This is a genomic window from Actinomadura pelletieri DSM 43383, assembly GCF_003634705.1.
GTDB lineage: Bacteria > Actinomycetota > Actinomycetes > Streptosporangiales > Streptosporangiaceae > Spirillospora > Spirillospora pelletieri.
In genome coordinates this window covers 15772-38357 of the sequence record NZ_RBWU01000002.1, presented here as the reverse complement: position 1 = coordinate 38357, position 22586 = coordinate 15772, and the positions used below count along the sequence as shown (strand labels likewise).

20 protein-coding genes and 1 tRNA gene are annotated in these 22586 nt (G+C 68.0%); all 21 read right to left on the bottom strand.

Features of this window, described 5'->3' with window-relative positions; genetic code table 11:
• Positions 1–2: 2 nt before the first annotated feature.
• Positions 3–3470 carry a DNA-directed RNA polymerase subunit beta gene (rpoB, locus tag BZB76_RS06905; RefSeq protein ID WP_121433513.1) on the bottom strand — a complete coding sequence of 1156 codons (3468 nt, stop codon included), beginning with the start codon at positions 3468–3470 and terminating at the stop codon, positions 3–5.
• Between the two features lie 352 nt (positions 3471–3822).
• Positions 3823–5307 carry a hypothetical protein gene (locus tag BZB76_RS06900; RefSeq protein WP_121433512.1) on the bottom strand — a complete coding sequence of 495 codons (1485 nt, stop codon included), beginning with the start codon at positions 5305–5307 and terminating at the stop codon, positions 3823–3825.
• The gene (locus BZB76_RS06895) at positions 5304–5792 is read right to left on the bottom strand and encodes a hypothetical protein (protein ID WP_246006805.1); all 489 of its coding nucleotides are present in this window, start codon (positions 5790–5792) and stop codon (positions 5304–5306) included. The genes BZB76_RS06900 and BZB76_RS06895 overlap by 4 nt, the downstream gene beginning before the upstream one ends.
• Positions 5793–5802: 10 nt before the next feature.
• Complete coding sequence (locus tag BZB76_RS06890; RefSeq protein WP_121433511.1) at positions 5803–7221, bottom strand: MCE family protein; 1419 nt, start codon at positions 7219–7221, stop codon at positions 5803–5805.
• Positions 7218–8504, bottom strand: coding sequence for an MCE family protein (locus tag BZB76_RS06885; RefSeq protein ID WP_121433510.1), 1287 nt, complete (start codon positions 8502–8504; stop codon positions 7218–7220). The genes BZB76_RS06890 and BZB76_RS06885 overlap by 4 nt, the downstream gene beginning before the upstream one ends.
• Positions 8501–9733 carry an MCE family protein gene (locus BZB76_RS06880; protein ID WP_121433509.1) on the bottom strand — a complete coding sequence of 411 codons (1233 nt, stop codon included), beginning with the start codon at positions 9731–9733 and terminating at the stop codon, positions 8501–8503. Before BZB76_RS06880 ends, BZB76_RS06885 begins: the two co-directional genes overlap by 4 nt.
• 15 nt (positions 9734–9748) lie before the next feature.
• Complete coding sequence (locus BZB76_RS06875; protein WP_121433508.1) at positions 9749–10789, bottom strand: MCE family protein; 1041 nt, start codon at positions 10787–10789, stop codon at positions 9749–9751.
• On the bottom strand, positions 10790–11830 hold the full coding sequence (locus BZB76_RS06870) for an MCE family protein (RefSeq protein WP_121433507.1): 1041 nt from the start codon (positions 11828–11830) through the stop codon (positions 10790–10792).
• Positions 11827–13140, bottom strand: coding sequence for an MCE family protein (locus tag BZB76_RS06865; protein ID WP_246006804.1), 1314 nt, complete (start codon positions 13138–13140; stop codon positions 11827–11829). Before BZB76_RS06865 ends, BZB76_RS06870 begins: the two co-directional genes overlap by 4 nt.
• 16 nt (positions 13141–13156) lie before the next feature.
• On the bottom strand, positions 13157–14005 hold the full coding sequence (locus tag BZB76_RS06860) for an MlaE family ABC transporter permease (RefSeq protein ID WP_121433505.1): 849 nt from the start codon (positions 14003–14005) through the stop codon (positions 13157–13159).
• Complete coding sequence (locus tag BZB76_RS06855) at positions 14005–14793, bottom strand: MlaE family ABC transporter permease (RefSeq protein WP_246006803.1); 789 nt, start codon at positions 14791–14793, stop codon at positions 14005–14007. The genes BZB76_RS06860 and BZB76_RS06855 overlap by 1 nt, the downstream gene beginning before the upstream one ends.
• Positions 14793–15872, bottom strand: a complete 1080-nt coding sequence (locus BZB76_RS06850; protein ID WP_121433504.1) for an ABC transporter ATP-binding protein — start codon at positions 15870–15872, stop codon at positions 14793–14795. The genes BZB76_RS06855 and BZB76_RS06850 overlap by 1 nt, the downstream gene beginning before the upstream one ends.
• 277 nt (positions 15873–16149) lie before the next feature.
• Entirely contained in the window at positions 16150–16542 is a 393-nt protein-coding gene (gene rplL / locus BZB76_RS06845) for a 50S ribosomal protein L7/L12 (protein WP_121433503.1), read from the bottom strand.
• A gap of 53 nt (positions 16543–16595) precedes the next feature.
• Positions 16596–17168: a 50S ribosomal protein L10 gene (rplJ, locus tag BZB76_RS06840; protein WP_121433502.1), complete on the bottom strand. Its 573-nt coding sequence runs from the start codon at positions 17166–17168 to the stop codon at positions 16596–16598.
• Between the two features lie 338 nt (positions 17169–17506).
• On the bottom strand, positions 17507–18397 hold the full coding sequence (locus tag BZB76_RS06835; RefSeq protein ID WP_170180537.1) for an SCO4651 family lipoprotein: 891 nt from the start codon (positions 18395–18397) through the stop codon (positions 17507–17509).
• A 133-nt stretch (positions 18398–18530) separates the two neighbouring features.
• Positions 18531–19385 (bottom strand): SCO4651 family lipoprotein, encoded by an 855-nt coding sequence (locus BZB76_RS06830; protein ID WP_246006802.1) that lies wholly within the window; start codon positions 19383–19385, stop codon positions 18531–18533.
• A gap of 280 nt (positions 19386–19665) precedes the next feature.
• A complete protein-coding gene (gene rplA / locus BZB76_RS06825) occupies positions 19666–20382 on the bottom strand; it encodes a 50S ribosomal protein L1 (protein ID WP_121434527.1) in 717 nt (238 codons plus the stop codon).
• Between the two features lie 76 nt (positions 20383–20458).
• Entirely contained in the window at positions 20459–20887 is a 429-nt protein-coding gene (gene rplK / locus BZB76_RS06820) for a 50S ribosomal protein L11 (protein WP_121433499.1), read from the bottom strand.
• Positions 20888–21110: 223 nt separating this feature from the next.
• Positions 21111–21860: a transcription termination/antitermination protein NusG gene (gene nusG / locus BZB76_RS06815; RefSeq protein WP_121434526.1), complete on the bottom strand. Its 750-nt coding sequence runs from the start codon at positions 21858–21860 to the stop codon at positions 21111–21113.
• Between the two features lie 223 nt (positions 21861–22083).
• Positions 22084–22350: a preprotein translocase subunit SecE gene (gene secE / locus BZB76_RS06810; RefSeq protein ID WP_117398310.1), complete on the bottom strand. Its 267-nt coding sequence runs from the start codon at positions 22348–22350 to the stop codon at positions 22084–22086.
• 120 nt (positions 22351–22470) lie between these two features.
• A tRNA-Trp gene (locus tag BZB76_RS06805) sits at positions 22471–22543 on the bottom strand.
• Positions 22544–22586 lie beyond the last annotated feature (43 nt).

Here is a 22586-nt window from a genome sequence, read left to right as displayed (position 1 = left end):
GATCAGACCTCTTCGACACTGCTCGGCTCACGCCGGGACAGGTCGATGCCGAGCTCCTCCGCGGCGCGGAAGACGTCCTCGTCGGTGTCGCGCATTTCGATGGACATGCCGTCGCTGGAGAGCACCTCGACGTTGAGGCACAGCGACTGCATCTCCTTGATGAGCACCTTGAAGGACTCGGGGATGCCGGGCTCGGGAATGTTCTCGCCCTTGACGATGGCCTCGTACACCTTCACGCGGCCGAGGACGTCGTCGGACTTGATGGTCAGCAGCTCCTGCAGGGCGTAGGCGGCGCCGTACGCCTCCAGCGCCCACACCTCCATCTCACCGAAGCGCTGGCCGCCGAACTGGGCCTTACCGCCGAGCGGCTGCTGGGTGATCATGGAGTACGGACCGGTCGAACGGGCGTGGATCTTGTCGTCGACCAGGTGCAGCAGCTTGAGGATGTAGATGTAGCCGACGGAGATCGGGTCGCGGTAGGGCTCGCCGGTGCGGCCGTCGAACAGCTTCGCCTTGCCGCCCGGGCCGACCATGCGCTGGCCGTCGCGGTTCGGCAGGGTGCTCTCGATCAGCCCGGTGACGTCGTCCTCGCGGGCGCCGTCGAACACCGGCGTGGCGGTGTTCGTCCACGGCGGGGCCTCGGACGCGCCGATCTCCTTGAGCGCCCTCTTCCATTCCTTGTCGTCGCCCTCGACCTTCCAGCCGCGGGAGGCGACCCAGCCGAGGTGGGTCTCCAGGACCTGACCCACGTTCATGCGTCCGGGGACGCCCAGCGGGTTCAGGACGATGTCGACCGGCGTGCCGTCCTCCAGGAACGGCATGTCCTCGACGGGCAGGACCTTGGAGATGACGCCCTTGTTGCCGTGCCGTCCGGCCAGCTTGTCCCCGTCGGTGATCTTGCGCTTCTGCGCGACGTACACCCGGACCAGCTCGTTCACGCCGGGCGGGAGCTCGTCGCCGTCGTCGCGGGAGAACACCCGGACGCCGATGACCTTGCCCTGCTCGCCGTGCGGCACCTTCAGCGAGGTGTCGCGGACCTCACGGGCCTTCTCACCGAAGATCGCGCGCAGCAGCCGCTCCTCGGGGGTCAGCTCGGTCTCACCCTTGGGGGTGACCTTGCCGACCAGGATGTCGCCGGGGACGACGTCCGCGCCGATCCGGATGATGCCGCGCTCGTCGAGGTCGGCGAGGACCTCCTCGGAGACGTTCGGGATGTCCCGGGTGATCTCCTCGGGGCCGAGCTTGGTGTCGCGGGCGTCGACCTCGTGCTCCTCGATGTGGATCGAGGACAGGACGTCGTCCTGCACCAGGCGCTGGCTGAGGATGATGGCGTCCTCGTAGTTGTGGCCCTCCCACGGCATGAACGCCACGAGAAGGTTCTTGCCGAGCGCCATCTCACCGTTGTCGGTGCAGGGGCCGTCCGCGACGACCTGGCCGACCTCGACGCGCTGGCCCTCTTCCACGATCGGCTTCTGGTTGAAGCACGTGCCCTGGTTGGACCGCTTGAACTTGGCGACGCGGTAGGTCGTCCTGGTGCCGTCGTCGTTCATGACGGTCACGTAGTCGGCGGAGACCTCCTCGACGACACCGGCCTTCTCGGCGGTGATGACGTCACCGGCGTCGGTCGCGGCGCGGTACTCCATGCCGGTGCCGACCAGCGGCGCCTCGCTGCGCAGCAGCGGGACGGACTGGCGCTGCATGTTGGAGCCCATCAGCGCGCGGTTGGCGTCGTCGTGCTCCAGGAACGGGATCATCGCGGTGGCGACGGAGGTCATCTGCCGCGCCGAGACGTCCATGTACTGGACCTCACGGGCCGGGACGAGTTCGACCTCGCCGCCCTTACGGCGAACCAGAATGCGGTCGTCGACGAAGGTGCCGTCGTCGTTGAGCAGGGAGTTGGCCTGCGCGATGACGTAGCGGTCCTCCTCGTCGGCGGTGAGGTAGTCGATCTGCTCGGTGACCACACCGTCGGTGACCTTGCGGTACGGCGTCTCGACGAACCCGAACGGGTTGACCCGGCCGAACGCGGCGAGCGAGCCGATCAGGCCGATGTTCGGGCCTTCCGGCGTCTCGATCGGGCACATGCGGCCGTAGTGCGACGGGTGGACGTCACGGACCTCCATGCCCGCCCGCTCACGGGACAGACCACCGGGGCCGAGCGCGTTCAGACGCCGCTTGTGGGTCAGCCCGGCCAGGGGGTTGGTCTGGTCCATGAACTGGGAGAGCTGGCTGGTGCCGAAGAACTCCTTGATGGACGCCACGACCGGCCGGATGTTGATCAGCGTCTGCGGAGTGATCGCCTCGACGTCCTGGGTGGTCATCCGCTCGCGGACGACGCGTTCCATCCGGGCCAGACCGAGCCGGACCTGGTTCTGGATCAGCTCGCCGACGGTACGCAGGCGCCGGTTGCCGAAGTGGTCGATGTCGTCGACCTCGATCGGCACGGGAACGGCGCCGAGGGTCGCCTCCTCCTCACCGGCGTGCAGCCGCACCAGGTACTCGATCGTCGCGACGATGTCGTCCTTGGTGAGCGTGCCCTGCTTCATGTCGAGGTCGAGGCCGAGCTTCTTGTTGATCTTGTAGCGCCCGACCTTGGCGACGTCGTACCGCTTGGGGTTGAAGTACAGGTTCTCCAGCAGGGTCTGCGCCGACTCGCGGGTCGGCGGCTCGCCCGGACGCAGCTTGCGGTAGATGTCCAGCAGTGCGTCGTCCTGCCCGGAGGTGTGGTCCTTCTCCAGCGTGACGTTGATCGACTCGTAGGAGCCGAAGCGCTCGCGGATGCGCGCCTCGTCCCAGCCGAGCGCCTTGAGCAGCACGGTGACGGGCTGCTTGCGCTTGCGGTCGATGCGCACGCCGACGTTGTCGCGCTTGTCGATCTCGAACTCAAGCCAGGCGCCCCGGCTCGGGATCACGCGGCAGCCGTAGATGTCCTTGTCGGACGCCTTGTCGAGGGCACGGTCGAAGTACACGCCGGGCGACCGGGTCAGCTGGGAGACGACCACACGCTCGGTGCCGTTGATGATGAAGGTGCCCTTGGGGGTCATGAGCGGGAAGTCGCCCATGAACACCGTCTGACTCTTGATCTCACCCGTGGTGTTGTTGATGAACTCCGCCGTGACGAACAGCGGGGCGGAGTAGGTCATGTCCTTGTCCTTGCACTCCTCGACGGAGTACTTGGGCGGCTCGAACCGGTGGTCGCGGAACGAGAGGGACATGGTCCCGGAGAAGTCCTCGATGGGGCTGATCTCCTCGAAGATCTCCTCGAGACCCGACTGGGTCGGGACGCTCTTACTTCCGGCCTTCTGGGCCGCCTCGACCCGGGCCTTCCACCTCTCGTTGCCGAGCAGCCAGTCAAAGGAGTTGGTCTGCAGGGCAAGGAGGTCCGGGACTTCGAGCGGCTCCTTGATGCGCGCGAAGGAGACGCGGTTCGGACCGGTTGCGGTATTCGAGGCGTTGCGCGAGGCTGCCAAGAGTGGTCCTTCCGAGGGCTCGCGGCGTAACTGTTGACACGCACGCCAGACGATCCACGTCCGAGACCTGCACAGAGTGATCCAAAACGGACCGAAGCAGGGGTGCTCTCACACGCGGATAGTCAGAGGGCAGCGCAAAGGGGCAGTGTAGCCGACATGCCACACCGCTCGCAACTCTAGCGCCGCAGTATGCATCACGTTGCCATGGAGCATCGCTCCTCAGCGCCTCTCAGTCAAGAGCGGACTTGGACTTTTCGGGCTCTGACCTGCAGTGAGGAACGCCATAGTTTAAGGTGCCCCACCGCACGGGAACGGCGACGAAAACGTGCCTCCTCGACCGGTGCGTCCCTGGTCAGGAGATGACGTCCATCTTCGAGGCCAGCCATGCGCCGTCGACCTTGACCATCGTCACCTTGAGCCGCAACGGCTCCGGTAGCCGTTGGGTCTTGTCGTTCTTGGTCGCCGACACCCGGTCGGCGAACACGAGGACCACGACCTTGTCGGAGGTCGCACTGACCACTCCCGTCTTCATCACCGTGGTCGTTCCGACGAGCTGGTTCCTGACGGCCTCCGCCCTGAACGCCGGGGTCTCCCGCTGGTAGTCCTCGCGCAACTCACCGGTCGTGAGCGCCGTGGCCGACTTCATGTCGCCGTCGATCGTCCGGTAGTCATAGGCCGACAACTCCTTGGCCACCCTCGACGCCGCCCACGCCGCGTCCTTCCGCGCATCGGCAACGGCACTCTGGTCACGCTCCTTGAGGAACAACACAGTGGCGGCAACGCCGAGCACCACAACCAGCACGGCCAAGACCGCGATGACCAGGGCCGACGAGGCCCCGCCCAGGCGACCGGCGCCACCCACATCCCGGGCCGCCCCGCCCTTCTTGAGCCGAACCGACCTCTTGGCGGGAACGTCCTCTCCGGGCTCAGCGTCCGTTTCACCATCGTCAACGCCCGCCGCCATCCCCGGCCCCGCCCCTGAGCCGCCCTCTACGGACTCCCCAACCTCACCCACGCATTCAGTTGCATTCGCACCGTCACAGTCCGTCAGAGACGCTCTGGCGCCCCCCCCCCCATCCACACCACCCCCCTCCCCAACCGACCGTTCCGCCCCCGCCTCCTCAGCGCCCGGCTCCTCCGCGCCCAACTCCTCCGCGCCCAGCACTTTCGCATCCGACTGCTCCGCGCCCGGCTCCTCCGCGTCCGACTGCTCCGCGCCCAGCACTTTCGCGACCGGCTGCTCCGCGCCCGGCTCCTCCGCGACCGGCTCCTCCGCGTCCGGCTCCTCCGCGCCCGGCTCCTCCGCGTCCGGCTCCTCCGCGCCCGGCTGCTCCGCGTCCAGCACTTTCGCGACCGGCTCCTCCGCGACCGGCTCCTTCGCGACCGGCTCCTCCGCGCCCGGCTCCTTCGTGCCCGACTGCTCCGCGCCCAGCACTTTCGCGACCGGCTCCTCCGCGCGCGGCTCCTCCGCGCCCGGCTGCTCCCCGCCCGGCTCCTTCGCCTCCGGCTCCTTCGCGCCCGGCTTCTTCGCGTCCCGCTGCTCCGCGCCTGGGTTCTTCGCGCTCAGGTCCTCGGTGGCTGGCTGCTCCGCGTTCGGTTTGTCTGCGTTCGGGTCGTTCGTGATCGGTTCTGTGTATGGGGCCTCGGGGTCCGGGGCTTGTGCGGCGGCGGCCTCGGTGGCGGCGATCATGGCCAGGCGGGCGGCTTCTCGGGCCTTGGCGGCCGCCTCTTCGGCGAGGCGGGCGGCCGCGGCGGCCTCTTCTGCCCTGGCCGCCTGCTCGGCGGCTCTGCGGGCTCGTTCTTCAGCGGAGAGTCCGCTCTTGCCGAGCTTCGTCATGGGACGACCTCCAGGTCGGAGACGAGCCAACGGTCACCTTCGCGGGTGAGGTCCATCAGGTACCGGTAGGCGCGGGGAGCCCCGTTCTTGACCTTCGGGTTGGTGACCGTCGAGTTGATGGACACCATGACCTCCGCGGAGTCGTCGTCGATCGAGACGACGCCCGCCTCCACTCCGTCCACGCTCGATGTGGCCTGCGTCTTGGCGAGTTGGGCGAGGAGCCGTCTGGACTGGGAGCTGAGTTTGTCCTTGAGGTCGCCGGTGGCGCCGGCGACGATGCGGTCGACGTCTCGCTGGCCGGTCGCGGCGCTGATGGACATCAGGTTGACGCCCATCTGCCGTGCCGCCTGTGCCGCCGCCGCGCGCTGGTCGGCGTCGCTTCTGCCGTGCCAGGTGCGGACGCCGAGCACACCGGTGGTGACGACCAGGGCGAGGACGAGGGTGCTCAGGGTGATGGTGGTGGTCTGGCGTCGGGGCTGCTTCATCGGACCGGCCTCACTGGGTCAGGGGTCCGAACATGAGCCATTTCCATGAGGAATCTCCCAACTCACGGGTACCGGCACTGCGGGGCATGACGTATCGCGCGCCGTCGGAGCCGTAGACCGCGCCGGTCGCCGGGTCGTAGCCGGCGAACTCGACTGATCCGGCGGGATACGACAGGTAGAGCCGTCCGTCCGACAGTTGGCCGGTGGGCGCGGATGGGCTCGGGTTGGAGGCCTTGGCCTCGGTCTTGTCGTCGTCTTCGGGGAATCCGGCGCCTGCGGTCGCCCCCGGCGGGACGGACGGGTACGGCGCGATGGCGTCGCGCGGGAAGTTGCGGGCTCCGCGTACGCCCGTGGACGCGTCGTGCGGGGCCTTGCAGCCCGCGTTCAGCGGCGGGTTCTTGCTTGTGGTGTCCTGCGGCCAGCGGTGTTCGACCTTTTCGTAGCCGTCGGTGCACGCCGGTGGCTCGTCGATGTTCAGTGCGAGTCCCAGGTGCTGGGTTCCGTCTCCGGGTGTGACGGTGAACGCGCCCGCGACCGTCATCGGGTAGAGGACGAACAGCGACCGCAGGCCCGCCTTGCGCGAGGTGACGATCTGACCGGTGGTGGTGAGGTTCGCCAGGAGGATCGGCAGTGTCGGGGAGAGTTGGTCGATGGCCTTGTGGGTTTCGCTCACCGCGCCGGGTACGCCGTCGATGGTCTTGCGCAGGGCCGGGTCGTCGTCGCGTAGGGAGGCGGTCAGATCGTTCAGGTTGCGGGCGAAGCCGCGGATGTTGGCGGCCTGCCCGCGCTGGGTCTCCAGGACGGTCACGCCGCTGTCCAGGAGCCGCTTGGTGTCGGGGTAGGCCTGGTCGGCGGTCTTCAGCAGCCGGTCGGTGTCGTCCAGGAGCGACTGGAGGTCGTCCGCGGAGCCGGTGAACGCCTTGCCTAGTTCGTCCACGATGACGCCGAGGTGCTTGGTGTTGACCGAACCGACGAGCGCGTCGACGTTACGGAGGAGTTCGGCGGTGGGCACCGGCAGCGTCGTGCGGTTCCGCGGGATCGTGTAGGTGGCGCCCTCGTCCAGGTACGGGCCGCTCTTCTTGGTGGGTTCCAGGTCGATGTACTGTTCGCCGACCGCCGACCGGTTGGCGACGATCGCCTTCGTCCCGTCGCGGGGGATCCGTTCGCCGCGTTCGAGGACGAGCTTGACGCGTATACCGTCCCGGGTGAGTTCGATTGGTCCGACCCGTCCGACCGGGACGCCCCGATAGGTGACCTCGGCGTTGGTGAACACTCCCCCGGAGTCGGTGAGGTCGACGTAGGCGGTGTACTCCCGGCCGAGCAGGCCGCGACCGATGCCGATGTAGTTCACCGCGACGATCGTCACGCCGACGACCGTGATGACCGCGAACGCGATCAGTTGGAGGATGACGCCGCGTTTGAGGATCACGACATGCCTCCCATCAGCAGGGTCCACAGATCGCCGCCGCCGGGTCGGGGTGGTTGGCCAGGCCGTTCCGGTCGGCTCGGCGGGGGTTCGGTCGGGGCGAGAAGGTCGGGCAGATCGGGCAGGGCTCCGGGGTCGCCGTCGCCGGGCATTTCCGGCAGGACGCCCAGCGGGCCGTCGTTGCCGTTCGGCCCCTGGAGCATGTCGCGCCTCTGCCCGCCGCTGCCGAGCAGGCCCTCCACGTCGGTGCCGCCGAGCAGGTTCCGGGCGATGGCCTCGAAGTCCAGGTCGAGGGTCAGCCGGACGTTGCCGTAGTCGCCCGCGATGGTGTTCTCGAACGTGGCGGGGAACGGGAACGTGATCGCGCTCTCCAAGGCCTTCGGTAGGTCGGAGCCCGCTCTGTTCAGGTTCCGCAGGATGGTGTCGAGGTCCCGGAGGTTCGCGAGCATGTCGGCCTTGGACTGGTCGATCACGTTCGTGGTGGTGCGGCCGAGCCGGTTCAGCGCGACGAGCATCCGGGTCAGGTCGGCGCGGTTGCGGTCGAGGACGGCGATCGCGGGGCCCGTCTCGTCGATGGTGTTGCGGATGGTCTTCCGTTCGGTCGCGAGCCTGCCGCTGAGCCTGTCGATGCTGTCGAGGGCGCGGACGATCGCGGCGCGGTTCCGGTCGAGGGTGCCGACGAAGGTGTCGACGCGGTGCAGCACCGACCTGATCGTGGATTCGCGGCCGCGCATGGCGGCCTGGAGTTCACGGCTGATCGTGGAGACCTGTTCCAGCCCGCCGCCGTTCAGCAGCAGCGACATCGCCGACAGGACCTCCTCGACCTCGGTGCCGCGGGTCGTGCGGTCCAGCGGGATCAGGTCGCCGGAGGCCAGCTTTCCGGCCGGGGCCTCGTTCTTCGGCGGGTCGATCCGGACGAACTTCTCGCCGAGGAGGCTGGTCTGGCCGATCGCGGCGACGGCGTTGTCGGGCAGCGCGACGTCCTTGCGGATCTTGACGGTGACGACGGCGTGCCAGCCGCCCCGCCCGCCGGACGCTCCTCCGGCGAGTTCGATCTCGTCGACCTTGCCGACCGAGACGTCGTTGACCTTGACCGCGGACTGCGGGACGAGGTCCAGCACGTCCGCGAACTCGATCTTCACGGTGGTCGGGTCGGCGCCGAGGTCGGGGCCGCCGGGCAGCGGCAGCGACGCCACGCCGTCGAACGAGCAGCCCGCCAGGGTCAGCGCGATCGTCGCGGCGCCCACGGACCGGGCGAGGCGCGCCGGTCGCCGTGTCGTGGTCATCGGGCGCCTCCGGGCAGGAGCGCGGTGATGCCCTTCGGCCTTTTCCGGTCAGGCGGCCGACCGGACGGGCCGTAGGCGTCCGGCGGGACGGGGACCGGGTCGTAGTGCGTGGTCAGCGCGGTGATCCAGGACAGGTCCAGGCTGAAACCCGTCAGCGCCTCGCCGATGCCGTTGACCGGGCGGACGAGGTTCAGGCACTGCCGGGCCGGTGTTCCCACCGAGTACGCCAGCGAGCACAGCCAGTCGGCGAGGTCGTGGAACTGGCGGAAGTTGTTGCGGGTGTGGATGGTGCCGCTGATCGGGTCGTAGGCGTGTGTCAGGTTGCTGACCGCGAGCGGACCGGCCGTGAGGATCTCGGCGAGCGCCTCCTTCTCCTTCACGAGCACGCCCGTGATCTGCGCGAGTTGCCGGACGTTCGCGGCGAGTTCGCCCCGGTTGTCGCGGACGAACCGCTGCACGTTCCGCAGGGTCGGAGCGAGCGTGTTCAGGGCCGCGCTCAGCTCCTCCTTCTCCCCGGCGAGCTGCCCCGACACGGCGTTGAGATGTCCGGTGAACGACTTGATCTGTTGGTCGTTCGCCTTCATCGCCTCGGTGATGATCCGCAGGTTCTTGATCGTTTCGGCGATGTCGCCGCGGTCGGTGCTGAGCGTGCCGAGCGCCTTGGACGTGTCCGCGATCGTCTGCCGGATGTCGTCGCCCTGGCCGTCGAGGTTCGCGGCGCCGACGCCCAGCAGCCGCGACAGCGACCCCTCCCGACCGTCCGGACCCGGCGCGTTCGCACCCTGGGGGCCGAGCGCCTTGGACAGCTCGTTCAGGTTGCCGCCGATCTCGTCGACCTCGACCGGGACGGCGGTGCGGCTCACGGTCAACGTCGCATCGTCGGGTAGGACGGCGCCGCCCTTGTAGACGGGTGTGAGCTGGACGTAGCGGTCGGCGACGAGCGTCTGGCTGACGATGACGGCCTGCGCGTTCGCGGGCACCTTGTACTTGGCGTCGTAGCTCAACTCGACCCGTACCGAGTCGCCGACCGGTTCAACGCCGGTCACCTCCCCGACGGGGATGCCGAGTATGCGCACGTCCGCGCCCTCGTACAGGCCGACCGTCTTCGTGAAGTACGCCGTCAGGTGGCGCCGCTCCGGCTTCTGGAACAGGAGCGTGAGCGCTGCCGCGAGCACCGCGACGGCGAGGAGCGCGCCGCCGAGGCGAAGGACGGTTGCGGAGTTGCGCACTGGTGGCCTGCCTGGTTACGGGAGGAAAGGGAGCGGTAGCGGGTCGCCGGTCTTACCGGGACGGTCGGCGGGTTTTCTGGACGTCCCTCCTGGAGGTTGCAGCGAGGCGGGGATCGGGACGAGGTTCTGGATCCAGGAGTCGAACCAGCGTCCGGTGCCGGTGACGTCGGCGAACTGCCGGGCGAACGGCGCGAACAGCTGAAGGATCCGGTCGAGGTTGTCCTGGTTCTTCAGCAGGACCCGGTTGACCTTCGCCAGGTCGTCCAGCATCGGCCGGAGCTGCTTCTCGTTCTCCCGGATGAGGGCGTTCACCTGTTGCGACAGGGCCACGGTGTTGAGCAGTAGCTGGTGGATGACCGCGCGTCTGGCCCGCACGGCCTGCAGCACCCGGTCGCCGTCCTGGACGAGTCTCGCGAAGTCCTGGTTGCGGTCGGCGAGCAGCTTGGTGACGTCCCTGGCCTTGCCCGCCAGCTCGTGGAGTTGCTCGTCCCGGGACGCGACCGTGCGGGACAGCCGCCGCAGCCCCTCCAACGACGCGCGGACCTCGTCCGGGGAGTTCTCGAACGTGGCCGCCAGCACGTCGAACGACCGGGCGACCTGCCGGACGTCGATCGCGCCGACCCGGCGGGTCAGCTCGCTGATCGCCGGGACGATCTCGAACGGGACATGCGTCCGCTCGATCGGGATATGGCGGCCCAGCCTCCCCTCGCCGCGCGGGGTGAGCGCCAGATAGTGCGCCCCCAACACCGTCTTGATCTTGATTCCGGCCTCGGTGCGGTCGCCGAGCCGGACGCCCTCGTCCACCCGGAAGGTGACCGTGACGTGGTCGCCGTCCAGTTCGAGACCGGTGACCTCGCCGACCTTGACGCCCGCGACACGGACCTCCTCGTCCGTCTTCAGGCCGGCGGCCTCCTTGAACGCGGCGGTGTAGGTGGTGCCGCCGGACACGAACGGGACGCTCTCCAGGTTCAGCGCAAGCACCACCAACACGGTGATGACCGCGAACCCGGCGAGGCCGATGGGGACGGGGTTGCGTTCCCGGAACGAGACCCTCATCTACTTGCACCTCGCGTTCTCGTTCACGATCGCGGGTGTCTCGTAGACCGGTCCGCCCGGCAGCCGCACCCTCGCGTCGAAACCGCAGATGTACATGTTGAACCAGGAGCCGTAGGACGAGATGTTGACCAGTTCCTGCAGCCGGTTCGGAGTCCGTTGGAGGCCCTGGTCGAGGTCGCGTTTGTTCGCGTCGAGCGTCCCCATCAGCTTGCGGAGCCCGGCGATGTCGTTCCTGATGTCCGGGCGCCCCTCGGCGAGCAGATCACGCGTGGTGCCGGTCAGGTCGTTGATCGCCGCGACCGAGTCGAAGATCGCCTCGCGGTCGGCGGAGACGCCGCCGACGAAGCCGCGCAGGTCCCTGATCAGCCGGTCCACCTCGGCGTGGCGCCGGTCGATGGTGCCGAGGACGGCGTTCAGGTTGTCGATCACCTGGCCGATGACCCGGTCGCGGTCGGCGAGCGTGCCGGTCAGCGACGCGACATGCGCGAGGAGGCTGTTGACCGTCCCGCCCTCACCCTGGAGCACCTGGACGATCTGCATGGCGAGCGTGTTGACGTCCTTCGGCTCCAGCGCGCGGAACAGCGGCCGGAACCCGTTGAACAGGGTCGTCAGGTCGAGCGCGGGCGCGGTCCGCGACACCGGGATCGTGTCGCCGGGGTCGAGGTACCGGTTGGCGGGCCCGGCGCCGTCGGTCAACGCGAGATACCGCTGGCCCATCAGGTTCCGGTAGCGGATCTGCGCCTTCGTCGACGACGGCAGCCCGTTCCTGAACACGCCGTCGTCCTCGACGCTGAACGTCACCTCCGCCTGCGTGCCCCGATACAGCCGGACGTCTTCGACCTGCCCGACCCGGACTCCCGCGGCGCGGACGTCATCGTTGGCCAGCAACCCCGTGACATCGGTGAAGATCGCCTTGTACTCGACGGTGCTCCGGAACCGCAGGTTCCCGATCGTCATCGCCAGCACCCCGGTGGCCACCGAGGTGGCCACCACGAAGATCGCCAGCTTGATCGCGGCGCTGGTCGTCCCCCTCCGGCTCATCGGAGCGTCACCACCGATCCGTCGCCGAGGAGCGGGCCGAACAGCAGCGACGACACGTCGGACACCTCGCCGGCCGGGGTCCGCGTCAACGGCCCGACCACGCTCTTGATCTTCTCTTCCTCGCTCATCGAGCCCGGATCGACGAACACGGACGACAGCACCCTGCCCCTCCCGGTGGCGGGGCCTCCGCCGTCCGGGCCGTCGGGGTTCTTCCACCACCGGTCGTCCTGCGTGCCGTCCAACGCCAGGTGCTGCGGGAACGGGACCTTCGGGTTCGGCAGGCCGTAGCAGCGCGGGTTCCGCTGGTCCTTGACCTCGGGCCTGTCCAGCGGGTTCTTGTAGCCGGGCCGTGGTTTGACGATCTCGATGGTGAGGTTGAACGTCTTCGACCCGTCGCCGCCGCCCGCCTTCTCCGCCTCCGGCTTGAGCTTCATCAGACCGGCCAGCACGCACGGTATGGACGGCGAGTACCGGGCGACCAGGCTGAGCGCCTCCCGGTTCGCGATGTTCACCCCGATGATCTTCGGGCCGTTGCGGCGCATGAACGTGTCGGCGTCCTGCGCCAGCGCGGTCGTCGCCGGAATCAGCTCCTCGATCGTCGCCTTCCTGGCAGTGATCGTCCGGCTGGTGACATTGAGGTTCCGAAGCGTCTGCAACAGGTCGGGCGCGGCTGCGTGGTAGACGTCGGACACGTCCGCGAGGCCGTGCAGGTCGCGGACCAGCGTGCCCAGTTCCGGGTTGATCTTCTGCAGCAGGGCGTCCGCCTGCTCCAGGTTCCGTCCGATCTGGTCACCGCGGCCCTGGAGCGCCGTCGCCAGTGCGTTCAGCGTCGCGTTCAGCTCCGCGGGCTTCACCGCGCGCAGCAGCGGCAGCAGGTCGTTCAGCAGCTCGTCGATCTCCACGGCGGCCTGGGAGCGGTCCTGCGGGATGACGGTCCCCGCCCGCAGCCCCGGCGGGCCCGGCCGGTCGGGGACGTCCAGATCGACGTACTTCTCGCCGAACAGGGTCTTCGGCAGCAGCCGCGCCCGGACGTTGCGCGGGATCAACTTCGCCTTGTCGGGGTCGAGCGCCAGATGCACCGTCGCGCCGTTCGCGGTCGCGTCGGTGTCACGGACCTCACCGACGATCAGGCCGCGCACCTTCACGTCCGAATGCGGCATCAACTGCAACCCGGCCCGCTCGGCCTCGACGGTCACCTCGGTCACCGGCGTGAACGCCTTGTTGAACAGCGCCACCGTCAACGCGCACAGCAACGCGATCACGACGAGCATCGCCGTACCGAGCAGCCGATACCGGACGTTTTCGCTCATGGCGCTCATGGGGGCGTCACCCCGCTATCCGGACGGTCGTGTCGGTGCCCCAGATCGCCATGCCGAGCATCAGATCGGCCACGTTGATCACGACGATGCTGGTGCGCACCGCGCGGCCCACCGCGACACCGACGCCCGCGGGCCCACCGCTCGCGTGGTAGCCGTGGTAGCAGTGGATCAGCATCACCAGCATCGAGAAGACGATCACCTTGCCGAACGACCAGAGGATGTCGGTCGGCGGGAGAAAAAGACGGAAATAGTGGTCGTAGGTGCCGGTCGACTGCCCGTAGAACACGGTCACGATCACCCGGGTCGCGCCATAGGACGCGAGCAACCCCACGATGTACAGCGGAACGACCGCGATCATCCCGGCCAGCAGCCGGGTCGTGACCAGGAACGGCATCGACGGGACGGCCATGACCTCCAGCGCGTCGATCTCGTCCGAGATCCGCATCGCCCCGAGCTGCGCGGTGAAGCCGCAGCCGACCGTCGCCGACAGCGCCAGCGCCGACACCAGCGGCGCGATCTCCCGCGTGTTGAAGTACGACGCGACGAACCCGGTGAACGCGGCCGTGCCGATCTGGTTCAACGACTCGTAGCCCTGCAGCCCGACCTGGCTGCCGGTGAAGAACGTCATAAAGCCGACGATCACCACCGAGCCGCCGATCACGGCGAGGCCGCCGGTGCCGAGACTGACCTCCGCGAGCAGCCGCAGCACCTCGGTGCGGTAGCGGCGCAGCACCCGGAACACCCACCCGAACGCGCGGGCGTGGAACGACATCTGGCGGCCGAGGTCGTCCAGCCACCGCAGCAGCGCGTTTAGCCACCGCGCCGACCATGTCGTCCCGCTTCCCGGCACGGGCATCACATGCCCTTCGACGAGACGAGCTGGAAGTACAGCGCGGAGATCAGGAAGTTCTCCAGGAACAGCAGCATGAACGTGATGACGACGGTCTGGTTGACCGCGTCACCGACCCCCTTCGGGCCGCCCCTGGCGTTCAGGCCCTTGTAGCAGGCGACGAGCCCGGCGGTGACGCCGAACACGAACGCCTTGAACTCCGCCTGAAGCAGGTCGGGCAGTTGCGCGATCGCGTTGAAGGACGCCAGATACGCGCCGGGCGTCCCGTCCTGCAACATGACGTTGAAGAAGTAGCCGCCCATCAGGCCGACCACCGACACCAGTCCGTTCAGGAACAGCGCGACGAACGCGCAGGCGAGCACCCGCGGAACGACGAGACGGTGCAGCGGGTCGATGCCCAGCACCTCCATCGCGTCGATCTCCTCACGGATCTTCCGCGAACCGATGTCGGCGCAGATCGCCGCGCCCGCGGCCCCCGCGACCAGCAGCGACGTGACCAGCGGACTGGCCTCCCGGACGATCGCGACCACCGCCGTCGCCCCGGTGTAGGACTGCGCGCCGAGCTGCCTGATCAGCCCGCCGACCTGCAACGACAGGATCCCGCCGAAGGGAATCGCGACCAGCATCGTGGGGACGACGGTGACGCTGACGATGAACCAGGCCTGCTGGACGAACTCGCGCCACTGGAACGGCCACCGGAACATCGCGCGGCCGGTGTCCAGGCACAACGCGAAGAACCGGCCCGGCTCCTTGAGCATGACGTTGACGACGCCGTCGCCGACACGACCGGACATCAGGACTCCGCGTCCGCGTCGTACCGGCGCCGCGACGGATCGGCGCGCCCCGGACGGCTCGGAACGGAACCTGCGGCCGCGCCGGCGGCCGAGGCCATGGACGCCACATATCGCGGCCACTCCTCTACCCAGTCGCGGCCCTGGTCGTCGACGAACGACCCGGGCGGCGGGGTCACGCCGTGCGCCGCGCACCAGGCGCCGGGCGCGCGCATCCCGGCCCGGACCAGGCCGTCACTCGGCATCTGCTGCGGCGGAATCGGCGGAAGACGGCCGGGATCGTGGCCCATCCTCGCCTCGGCCGCCAACTCCGACTCGTCCTTCTCCTCCGACATTCCGATCGGGCCGACCTTGCTGGCGTTGAGGAACTGCCGGACGACCGGTTCCTCACTGGACAGCAACATCTCCCGCGGGCCGAACATCGCGAGATGCCGCTGATACAGCAGGCCGATGTTGTCGGGCAGCGTCCTGGCCGTGTTGATGTCGTGGGTGACGATGAGGAACGTCGCGCCGATCTGCGCGTTCAGATCGAGGAACACCTGGTTCAGAAACGCGGTGCGGACCGGGTCGAGACCCGAGTCGGGCTCGTCCACCAGCAGGATCTCCGGGTCCAGCACCAGCGCGCGGGCGAGCCCGGCCCGCTTCCTCATGCCACCGGAGATCTCGCCGGGCAGCTTGTGCTCGGCGCCGAGCAGCCCCACCATCTCCATCTTCTCGAGGACGATGCGCCTGATCTCGGACTCACGTTTCCTCGTGTGCTCGCGCAGCGGAAACGCGACATTGTCGAAAAGACTCATCGAGCCGAACAGGGCGCCGTCCTGGAACAGAACACCGAACAGCTTCCGCGTCTCGTACAGCTTCGACTCGGAAAGGCGGGGCAGATCACGGTCGCCGATCCAGATATGCCCCCGATCGGGTTTCAACAGCCCGACCAGCGACTTCAGGAACACCGACTTACCGGTGCCGGACGGGCCCAGAAGAACCGAGATCTCACCCGCCGGAACGGTCAACGACACGTCCTGCCAGATGACCTGCCGGCCGAAGGACTTCGTCAAGCCCTCGACCCTGATCTCGACGCCCACTCGTCACCATCCGTCCAGGCCGGGGGGGATCCCGAACGCGGTGAGCGCGAAGCGCACCGGTCCGGTCCGCCGTTACATAGGGTGACCGCCCTCTTGCTACCCCTCGGTAGCCGGTCCCCTACCGTAGTGGCCCGCTGACGAAATGGAAGGGGTTCTTGGACGGTTCGGCGGCGAAATATGGCGTTGTGAGCGAATCGTTACGTACCGCCAACACGCGAAAGAGGCGGCCGTCCACACCAGGTGGACGACCGCCTCTTCACGCAGAGGGGGCCGGAGCCTACTTGACGGTGACCGTCGCGCCCGCCTTCTCCAGGGCCTCCTTGGCCTTGTCGGCGGCCTCCTTGTTGACCTTCTCCAGCAGCGGCTTCGGCGCACCGTCGACCAGGTCCTTGGCCTCCTTGAGACCGAGGCTCGTCAGCGCGCGAACCTCCTTGATGACCTGGATCTTCTTGTCGCCGGCGGCCTCCAGGATGACATCGAACTCGTCCTGGGCCGCGGCCTCCTCGCCACCACCGGCGGCCGGGGCGCCCGGCACGGCGGCCACGGCCGCGACCGGCGCGGCGGCCTTGACGTCGAAGGTCTCCTCGAACTCCTTCAGGAACGCCGACAGCTCCAGGAGCGTCATCTCCTTGAACGCGTCGAGCAGCTCGTCGGTGCTGAGCTTCGCCATGATCTTTCCTCCGCTATGGCTTGTGAAAACTGGGGATTACGTAACCGCGGTGCCTACTCGGCTGACGCCTCGGCGGGCTGTTCGGCCGGGGCTTCGGCGGACTCGCCCTCCGCCTCGCGCTTGACGCGCAGCGCCTCGACGAGCTGGGCTGCCTGCGTCGGCAGGGCGTTGAAGAGCCCGGCGGCGTTCGCCATGGACGCCTTCATCGCACCGGCGAGCTTCGCGAGCAGAACCTCGCGAGACTCCAGGTCCGCCAGCTTGGTGACCTGCTCGGCGTCCATCGACTGACCGTCGATGAAACCGCCCTTGATCACCAGCATCGGGTTGGCCTTGGCGAAGTCACGCAGACCCTTGGCGGCCTCGACCACGTCGCCGCGCACGAACGCGATCGCCGACGGGCCCTCCAGCCAGTCGCGGAACCGCTCGTCGAGGCCCGCCTCGTCCGCCGCGCGCTTGGTCAGCGTGTTCTTCACCACGCGAAACCGTGCGGTCTCGCCGAGGTTGCCGCGCAGTTCCCTGACCTGCGCGACGGTCAGCCCGCGGTACTCGGTCAGCACGGCGCCGTTGGAGCTCTCGAACTCCTGCCTGAGCTCGGCGATCGCCGCGTCCTTGTCGGCCTTGGCCATGCGGCCTCCTTCCGATTACCTGGGTGGTCACGACCCTCACCGGCCCCGCGAACGACCGGCGGAACGGTTCGGATCGACCAAAAAACGCCCCGGCGCAGGCGCACGGGGCGTTCAGGCACGGCGGGAAGGCCATGCGAAGCTCTCGTCTCACCTACGCAGGCCGCCCGACATGAGATCGGGTCCTTCGGTCACCCCAGGCGAGGTGACGACCGGCGGTCTTCGGCGTCAAGCAGGCTACCTCATCAGCTCGCCCGCCCCAAACCCGATACGGCGAACGGGGACCACGCCGAACGCGGCGCGGCCCCCGTTACGAGCCCGGAACGGTGCGGTGCTACCGGTCAGCTACCCGGAAGGCCACCGCCGCCACCGAGACCGTTCAACATCTGGCTGAGGTCGGTGACCTGGTTCGCCGGAGGCGCCGTGACCTCCACCGGCTTACCGTAGTCGCGGTACGTCATCGAGATGCTCATCGCGCCCTGCGCGGTCTGCGGCGACTTCATCGTCATCTTCCGCGGAAGCTGCTTGTCGTCCACCCACAGATCGAAGGACATGGTCCCCATGCCCAGCTCGCTGTAGTTCTTACGGACGGCCTGCTGCTGCTCGGGCGAGAGCTTCGCGATCGCATCCTCCATCTTGTACGTGCCGGTGTAGTGCGTCGTCTCGACGCCGCCGATCGTCTCCTTGCCGACCTCGCGCGCGTCCTTCGACGCCGTGAGCATCTTTGTGTTCTGGACGGGGTCCATCTGCTGCGACTGCTTGAGCAGCTCGTCGATGTTCATGCCGGACTTCTGGCCCAGCTCGTCCAACGAGATCTTCAGCCACGGCTTGTTCGCCGCACCCGTACCGGCACCGAGCTGCGACAGCATCGGGATCTTCATGTACATGGTGCGGTCGACCAGGACGTACTGCATACCTCCCATCGACTGGGCGCCGACCGACATCTTGTCGAAGCTCATGCTGTAGGCCAGGTCCGGCTTCGACCGGTACTGCATCCCACCGGTCGCCGTGACGTTGCCCTCGCTCGATCCGGTGACCTCCAGCGAGAGTTCGGCCTTGAACGAATCGGCCTGGCCGGTATTCTCCGCGGTCTTACCCAGGACCTGGGCGGCCGACAACTTCAGGTTCTTGCCGGCCTCGTCCACCTTGTTACCGGCGTCACCGAGACACCCGGTCAGCGAGAGGGCCAGGCCGGTCGCCAGCACCGTGCCCGCGGCGAAACGTCGGATCATCGTGGGGGGTCTCCTTGGTCTGCTAGCGCCGGGCGCAAGGACGCGCCCGGCCATCGGAGCCGAATGCTAGATCAGACGCCCCGGAGACCGCCGGAGTTCACTCTGTCCCGCGATGTCGTTTGTATGACAGTTATCAGCTACCGCCGAGCAGCCCATCCAGCGACAGCCGCCCCACCTGGTCGGACGGCGGCGGGTTGACCTTGAACGACTTTCCGTAGTCGCTGTAGACGACCGTCACCGTACCGGTCTCGCCCTGCGGGCTCTTCCCCTTCGACACGAGCTTGCGCGGCAGGTTCTCGCCGTCCGTCCACAGATCGAAGGAGATCTTGCTGTTGACGCGGTCGTCCTTCGGCAGCCACGTCCGCACCTTCTCCCGCGCCTCCGGGTCGAGGCGGTTCAGCGCGTCCTGGACGGTCACCGTCCCGCTGTAGTGGACGGTCTTCACCCCGTCGATCGTCTCCGTGCCGACCCGGCGCGCGTCCTTCGAACCGGTGAACATCTTCGTCTGGTTGGCCGGATCGACCTGCTGCACCTGCTCGAGCAGCCCCTTGACGTCGAAGCCCGTCCGCTGCGCCATCTGGTTCACGTCGATCTTCAGCCACGGCTTGCCGCCACTGACGAACTTGGCGAGCTGCGGAACCTTCGCGTACAGGACGTTTTCCGCGAACAGCGCCTGCCCCTTCACACCGGGGACGCTCTGCCCACCCGCGCTGAACTCGTCCAGCTTCGCACTGAACTGCAGCGACGGGCGCAACTGGAACCGCCCACTGGCACGGACCTTGCCGACATGGTCACCGGTGCCGGTCACGGTGAGATCGGCCTTGAAAGTGTCGGCCTGTCCGGTCTTCTCGGACGCCTTGAGCAGCGCCTGATCGGCGCTGAGCTTCATGTTCTCGGTGCTCGTCGTCCCGTCCCCGCCGCATCCGGACAGGAGAAGCGCGGCACCCACGGCGGTGCCGCCGGCCGCCACCATGAGTCGTCGGTTCATGAGGGTAGAGCCTCCCTAGATCGCCCTGCTGATGTTCCCAGTCTCCCGAGGCGATAACGGCGCTACATCCCCCGATGGTACGAATGGCCCCTTGGGGAGTACGACCACCGACGTAGCCCTTTCCCCTGCCGATCAGCGACACGGCGACCCCACAGACTCGGGGTCGGCACGACGAAGAACGCGAAGGCGGGCGGAAAACCCCAGGACAGCGATAGGGCGCCCCCGCCGTGGCGGAAGCGCCCTACCCTGAGACACTGCCCGATGCGTTGCTCCGGGACGGTCAGACCGCTTCGAGGTCCGCGGTCAGGTTACGGACCGCGTTCGGGTCCACCGGGATGCTCGGCCCCATCGACGTGGTCAGCACCGCCTTCTTCACGTACCGGCCCTTCGCGGCGGACGGCTTGAGCCGCTGGATCTCCTCGATCGCCGCCGCATAGTTCTCCACCAGCTGACGCTCGTCGAACGACGCCCGACCGATGATGAAGTGCAGGTTCGCGTGCCGGTCCACCCGGAACTCGATCTTGCCGCCCTTGATGTCGGAAACGGCCTTCGCCACGTCCATGGTCACCGTGCCCGTCTTCGGGTTCGGCATCAGACCACGCGGACCGAGCACACGACCGAGCCGTCCGACCTTGCCCATCTGGTCGGGCGTCGCCACCACCGCGTCGAAGTCCAGGAAACCACCCTGGATCCGCTGGATCAGGTCGTCGGAGCCCACCAGGTCGGCACCCGCCGACTCGGCCTCCTCCGCCTTCGCCCCGACGGCGAACACCAGCACCCGGGCGGTCTTACCGGTACCGTGCGGCAGGTTGACGGTGCCGCGCACCATCTGGTCGGCCTTCCGCGGGTCGACACCCAGCCGCAGGGCGACCTCCACGGTCGGGTCGAACTTGACGACCGTGGTCTCCTTGGCCAGCTTCACGGCCTCCGCCGGGCTGTACAGCCGCTCCCGGTCGATCTTGTCCGCCGCGGCGCGGTAACCCTTGCTGCGCTTCATTTCGCGTTCCTCCACTGGAACTTCGTGGTCATGGGCCAGCGCCTGGCCCTCCCACTGGGATGTGCTGTGTGCCCTCTTACTTGACGTCGATGCCCATCGACCGCGCCGTACCGGCGACGATCTTCTCGGCGGCGTCGAGGTCATTGGCGTTCAGGTCGGGCATCTTCGTCGTGGCGATCTCGCGGACCTGGTCGCGGGTGATGGAACCGACCTTGGTCTTGTGCGGCTCGCCGCTGCCCTTCTCCACACCCGCGGCCTTCAGGATGAGCTGCGCGGCGGGCGGGGTCTTGGTGACGAAGCTGAACGACCGGTCCTCGTAGATGGTGATCTCTACGGGGATGACATTGCCGCGCTGGGACTCCGTGGCAGCGTTGTACTGCTTGCAGAAGTCCATGATGTTGACACCGTGCGGACCGAGCGCGGTACCCACCGGCGGCGCCGGAGTCGCGGCACCCGCCTGCAACTGGACTTTGACCAGCGCGACCGGCTTCTTTCTCGGAGGCATGTGAACCCCTTTGTCCCATTTATCGGTGGTTCCGACTCCCGGACGTCCGGGCAACACGGCGGCTGGGACGCATCCACCGTGTAGGAACCGCTAAATGTCCGCTCATCCCCGCATGCGCGGGGCCAAATCCCGGCCGAAGATCGACACGAGCACCTTCAACGGACCATCCCCGCAGAGGCGGGGACAAGCTCATCCAGGATAGGCGCTCCCCAGAGCGCCTCGCTCAAATCTTGGAGACCTGATTGAAGGACAGCTCGACCGGAGTCTCCCGCCCGAAAATCGAGACCAATACCTTGAGTTTTTGCTGCTCAGCGTTGATTTCGTTGACGGTGGCGGGGAGGGTGGCGAACGGGCCGTCCATGACGGTGACGGACTCGCCGACCTCGTAGTCGACGGTCGCGGTGACCTTCGCCTGCTCCTTGGCGGGCGCGGCGCCTTCCTCCGGCTCGGGGGCCAGCAGGTTGGCGACCTCGTCCAGGCTCAGCGGGGACGGCTTGTTCAGCAGGCCGACGAACCCGGTCACACCGGGCGTGTTGCGGACCGCGGCCCACGACTCGTCGGTGAGCTCCATGCGGACCAGGATGTAGCCCGGCAGGACCTTCTCGTTGACCTTCTGCCGCTTGCCGCCCTTGATCTCGGTGACCTCGTGCTGCGGGACCTCGATCTGGAAGATGTAGTCCTCCATGTTGAGGGTCTGGGTGCGGGTCTCGATGTTGGTCTTGACCCGGTTCTCGTACCCCGCATAGGAGTGCACGACGTACCAGTCGCCCGGCTGGAGGCGCAGCTGCATCTTGAAGTCGGCGTAGGGGTCGACGGGCGGCTCGGCGGCCTCCTCTTCGACCTCCTCGGCCTCGGTCGACTCCTCGTCCGCGACGGACTCGGCGAGTTCGGCGGCGCCCTCGGCGGCGTCGGGGGCGGGGCCGTCCTCGCCCTCGAGCTTCGTGTCCGCGGGTTCGGCGTCGCCCGCGGACACGACGGCCTCGGCCGTCTCGTCGGTGGGCTGCGCCGCCTGGTCCGCCGCAGCAGCCGCAGCGGACTGGGCCTCGTCAACGGCCTCGTCGTAGGGCTGTGAGGGCTCGGACACGGTGACTCTTTCTCTCGGTCTTCGGTGATGAACTTGCGATGGTGCGAGGGCGGTCGGAACGACCCGCGCCGACCACGGCGGCGTCCGCCGCCCGACGCCGACCCGGGGGCCGTCAGCCGAAGATGGCGTAAACGCCCTCTTGCAGCCCGTAGTCGACGGCGGAGACCAGCGCAACCATGATCAGCACGAAGACGAGGGAAACGGTCGTGTAGGTGACGAGTTCCCGCCGCGTGGGCCAGATGACCTTGCGCAGCTCGGCGACGATCTGGCGCACGAAGAGCGAAGGAGACGTCCGTCGGGACGCCGACCTCTTCTCCTTCTTGCGCTTGCCCTCGTCCTTGGCCTCGGGCTCGTCGCGCTCGTCAGTCTCGGTAGCCATTGCCGCCGTTCACCTCATCGGTCGTTCCAACCCCCGTGGTCGTCGCGCGGTCCCGTACCGCGAAGGCGGACTGCCACGGCATCGCCGTGACGCGGCCGACGCGGTGCGCACCGCACCTCGCAGGGCAGGAGGGACTCGAACCCCCAACCGCCGGTTTTGGAGACCGGAGCTCTACCAATTGAGCCACTGCCCTTCATTCTCCCGGGAAGGAGAACACCCGACCATGGGATCAGGGT

Coding starts and splice junctions, on each gene's coding strand:
- BZB76_RS06900 (WP_121433512.1), bottom strand. CDS start 5,307: ATGACGAAGCTCGGCAAGAGCGGACTCTCCGCTGAAGAACGAGCCCGC.
- BZB76_RS06895 (WP_246006805.1), bottom strand. CDS start 5,792: ATGAAGCAGCCCCGACGCCAGACCACCACCATCACCCTGAGCACCCTC.
- BZB76_RS06885 (WP_121433510.1), bottom strand. CDS start 8,504: ATGACCACGACACGGCGACCGGCGCGCCTCGCCCGGTCCGTGGGCGCC.
- BZB76_RS06875 (WP_121433508.1), bottom strand. CDS start 10,789: ATGAGGGTCTCGTTCCGGGAACGCAACCCCGTCCCCATCGGCCTCGCC.
- BZB76_RS06870 (WP_121433507.1), bottom strand. CDS start 11,830: ATGAGCCGGAGGGGGACGACCAGCGCCGCGATCAAGCTGGCGATCTTC.
- BZB76_RS06865 (WP_246006804.1), bottom strand. CDS start 13,140: ATGAGCGAAAACGTCCGGTATCGGCTGCTCGGTACGGCGATGCTCGTC.
- BZB76_RS06860 (WP_121433505.1), bottom strand. CDS start 14,005: ATGCCCGTGCCGGGAAGCGGGACGACATGGTCGGCGCGGTGGCTAAAC.
- BZB76_RS06855 (WP_246006803.1), bottom strand. CDS start 14,793: ATGTCCGGTCGTGTCGGCGACGGCGTCGTCAACGTCATGCTCAAGGAG.
- rplL (WP_121433503.1), bottom strand. CDS start 16,542: ATGGCGAAGCTCAGCACCGACGAGCTGCTCGACGCGTTCAAGGAGATG.
- rplJ (WP_121433502.1), bottom strand. CDS start 17,168: ATGGCCAAGGCCGACAAGGACGCGGCGATCGCCGAGCTCAGGCAGGAG.
- BZB76_RS06835 (WP_170180537.1), bottom strand. CDS start 18,397: ATGATCCGACGTTTCGCCGCGGGCACGGTGCTGGCGACCGGCCTGGCC.
- BZB76_RS06830 (WP_246006802.1), bottom strand. CDS start 19,385: ATGAACCGACGACTCATGGTGGCGGCCGGCGGCACCGCCGTGGGTGCC.
- rplA (WP_121434527.1), bottom strand. CDS start 20,382: ATGAAGCGCAGCAAGGGTTACCGCGCCGCGGCGGACAAGATCGACCGG.
- rplK (WP_121433499.1), bottom strand. CDS start 20,887: ATGCCTCCGAGAAAGAAGCCGGTCGCGCTGGTCAAAGTCCAGTTGCAG.
- secE (WP_117398310.1), bottom strand. CDS start 22,350: ATGGCTACCGAGACTGACGAGCGCGACGAGCCCGAGGCCAAGGACGAG.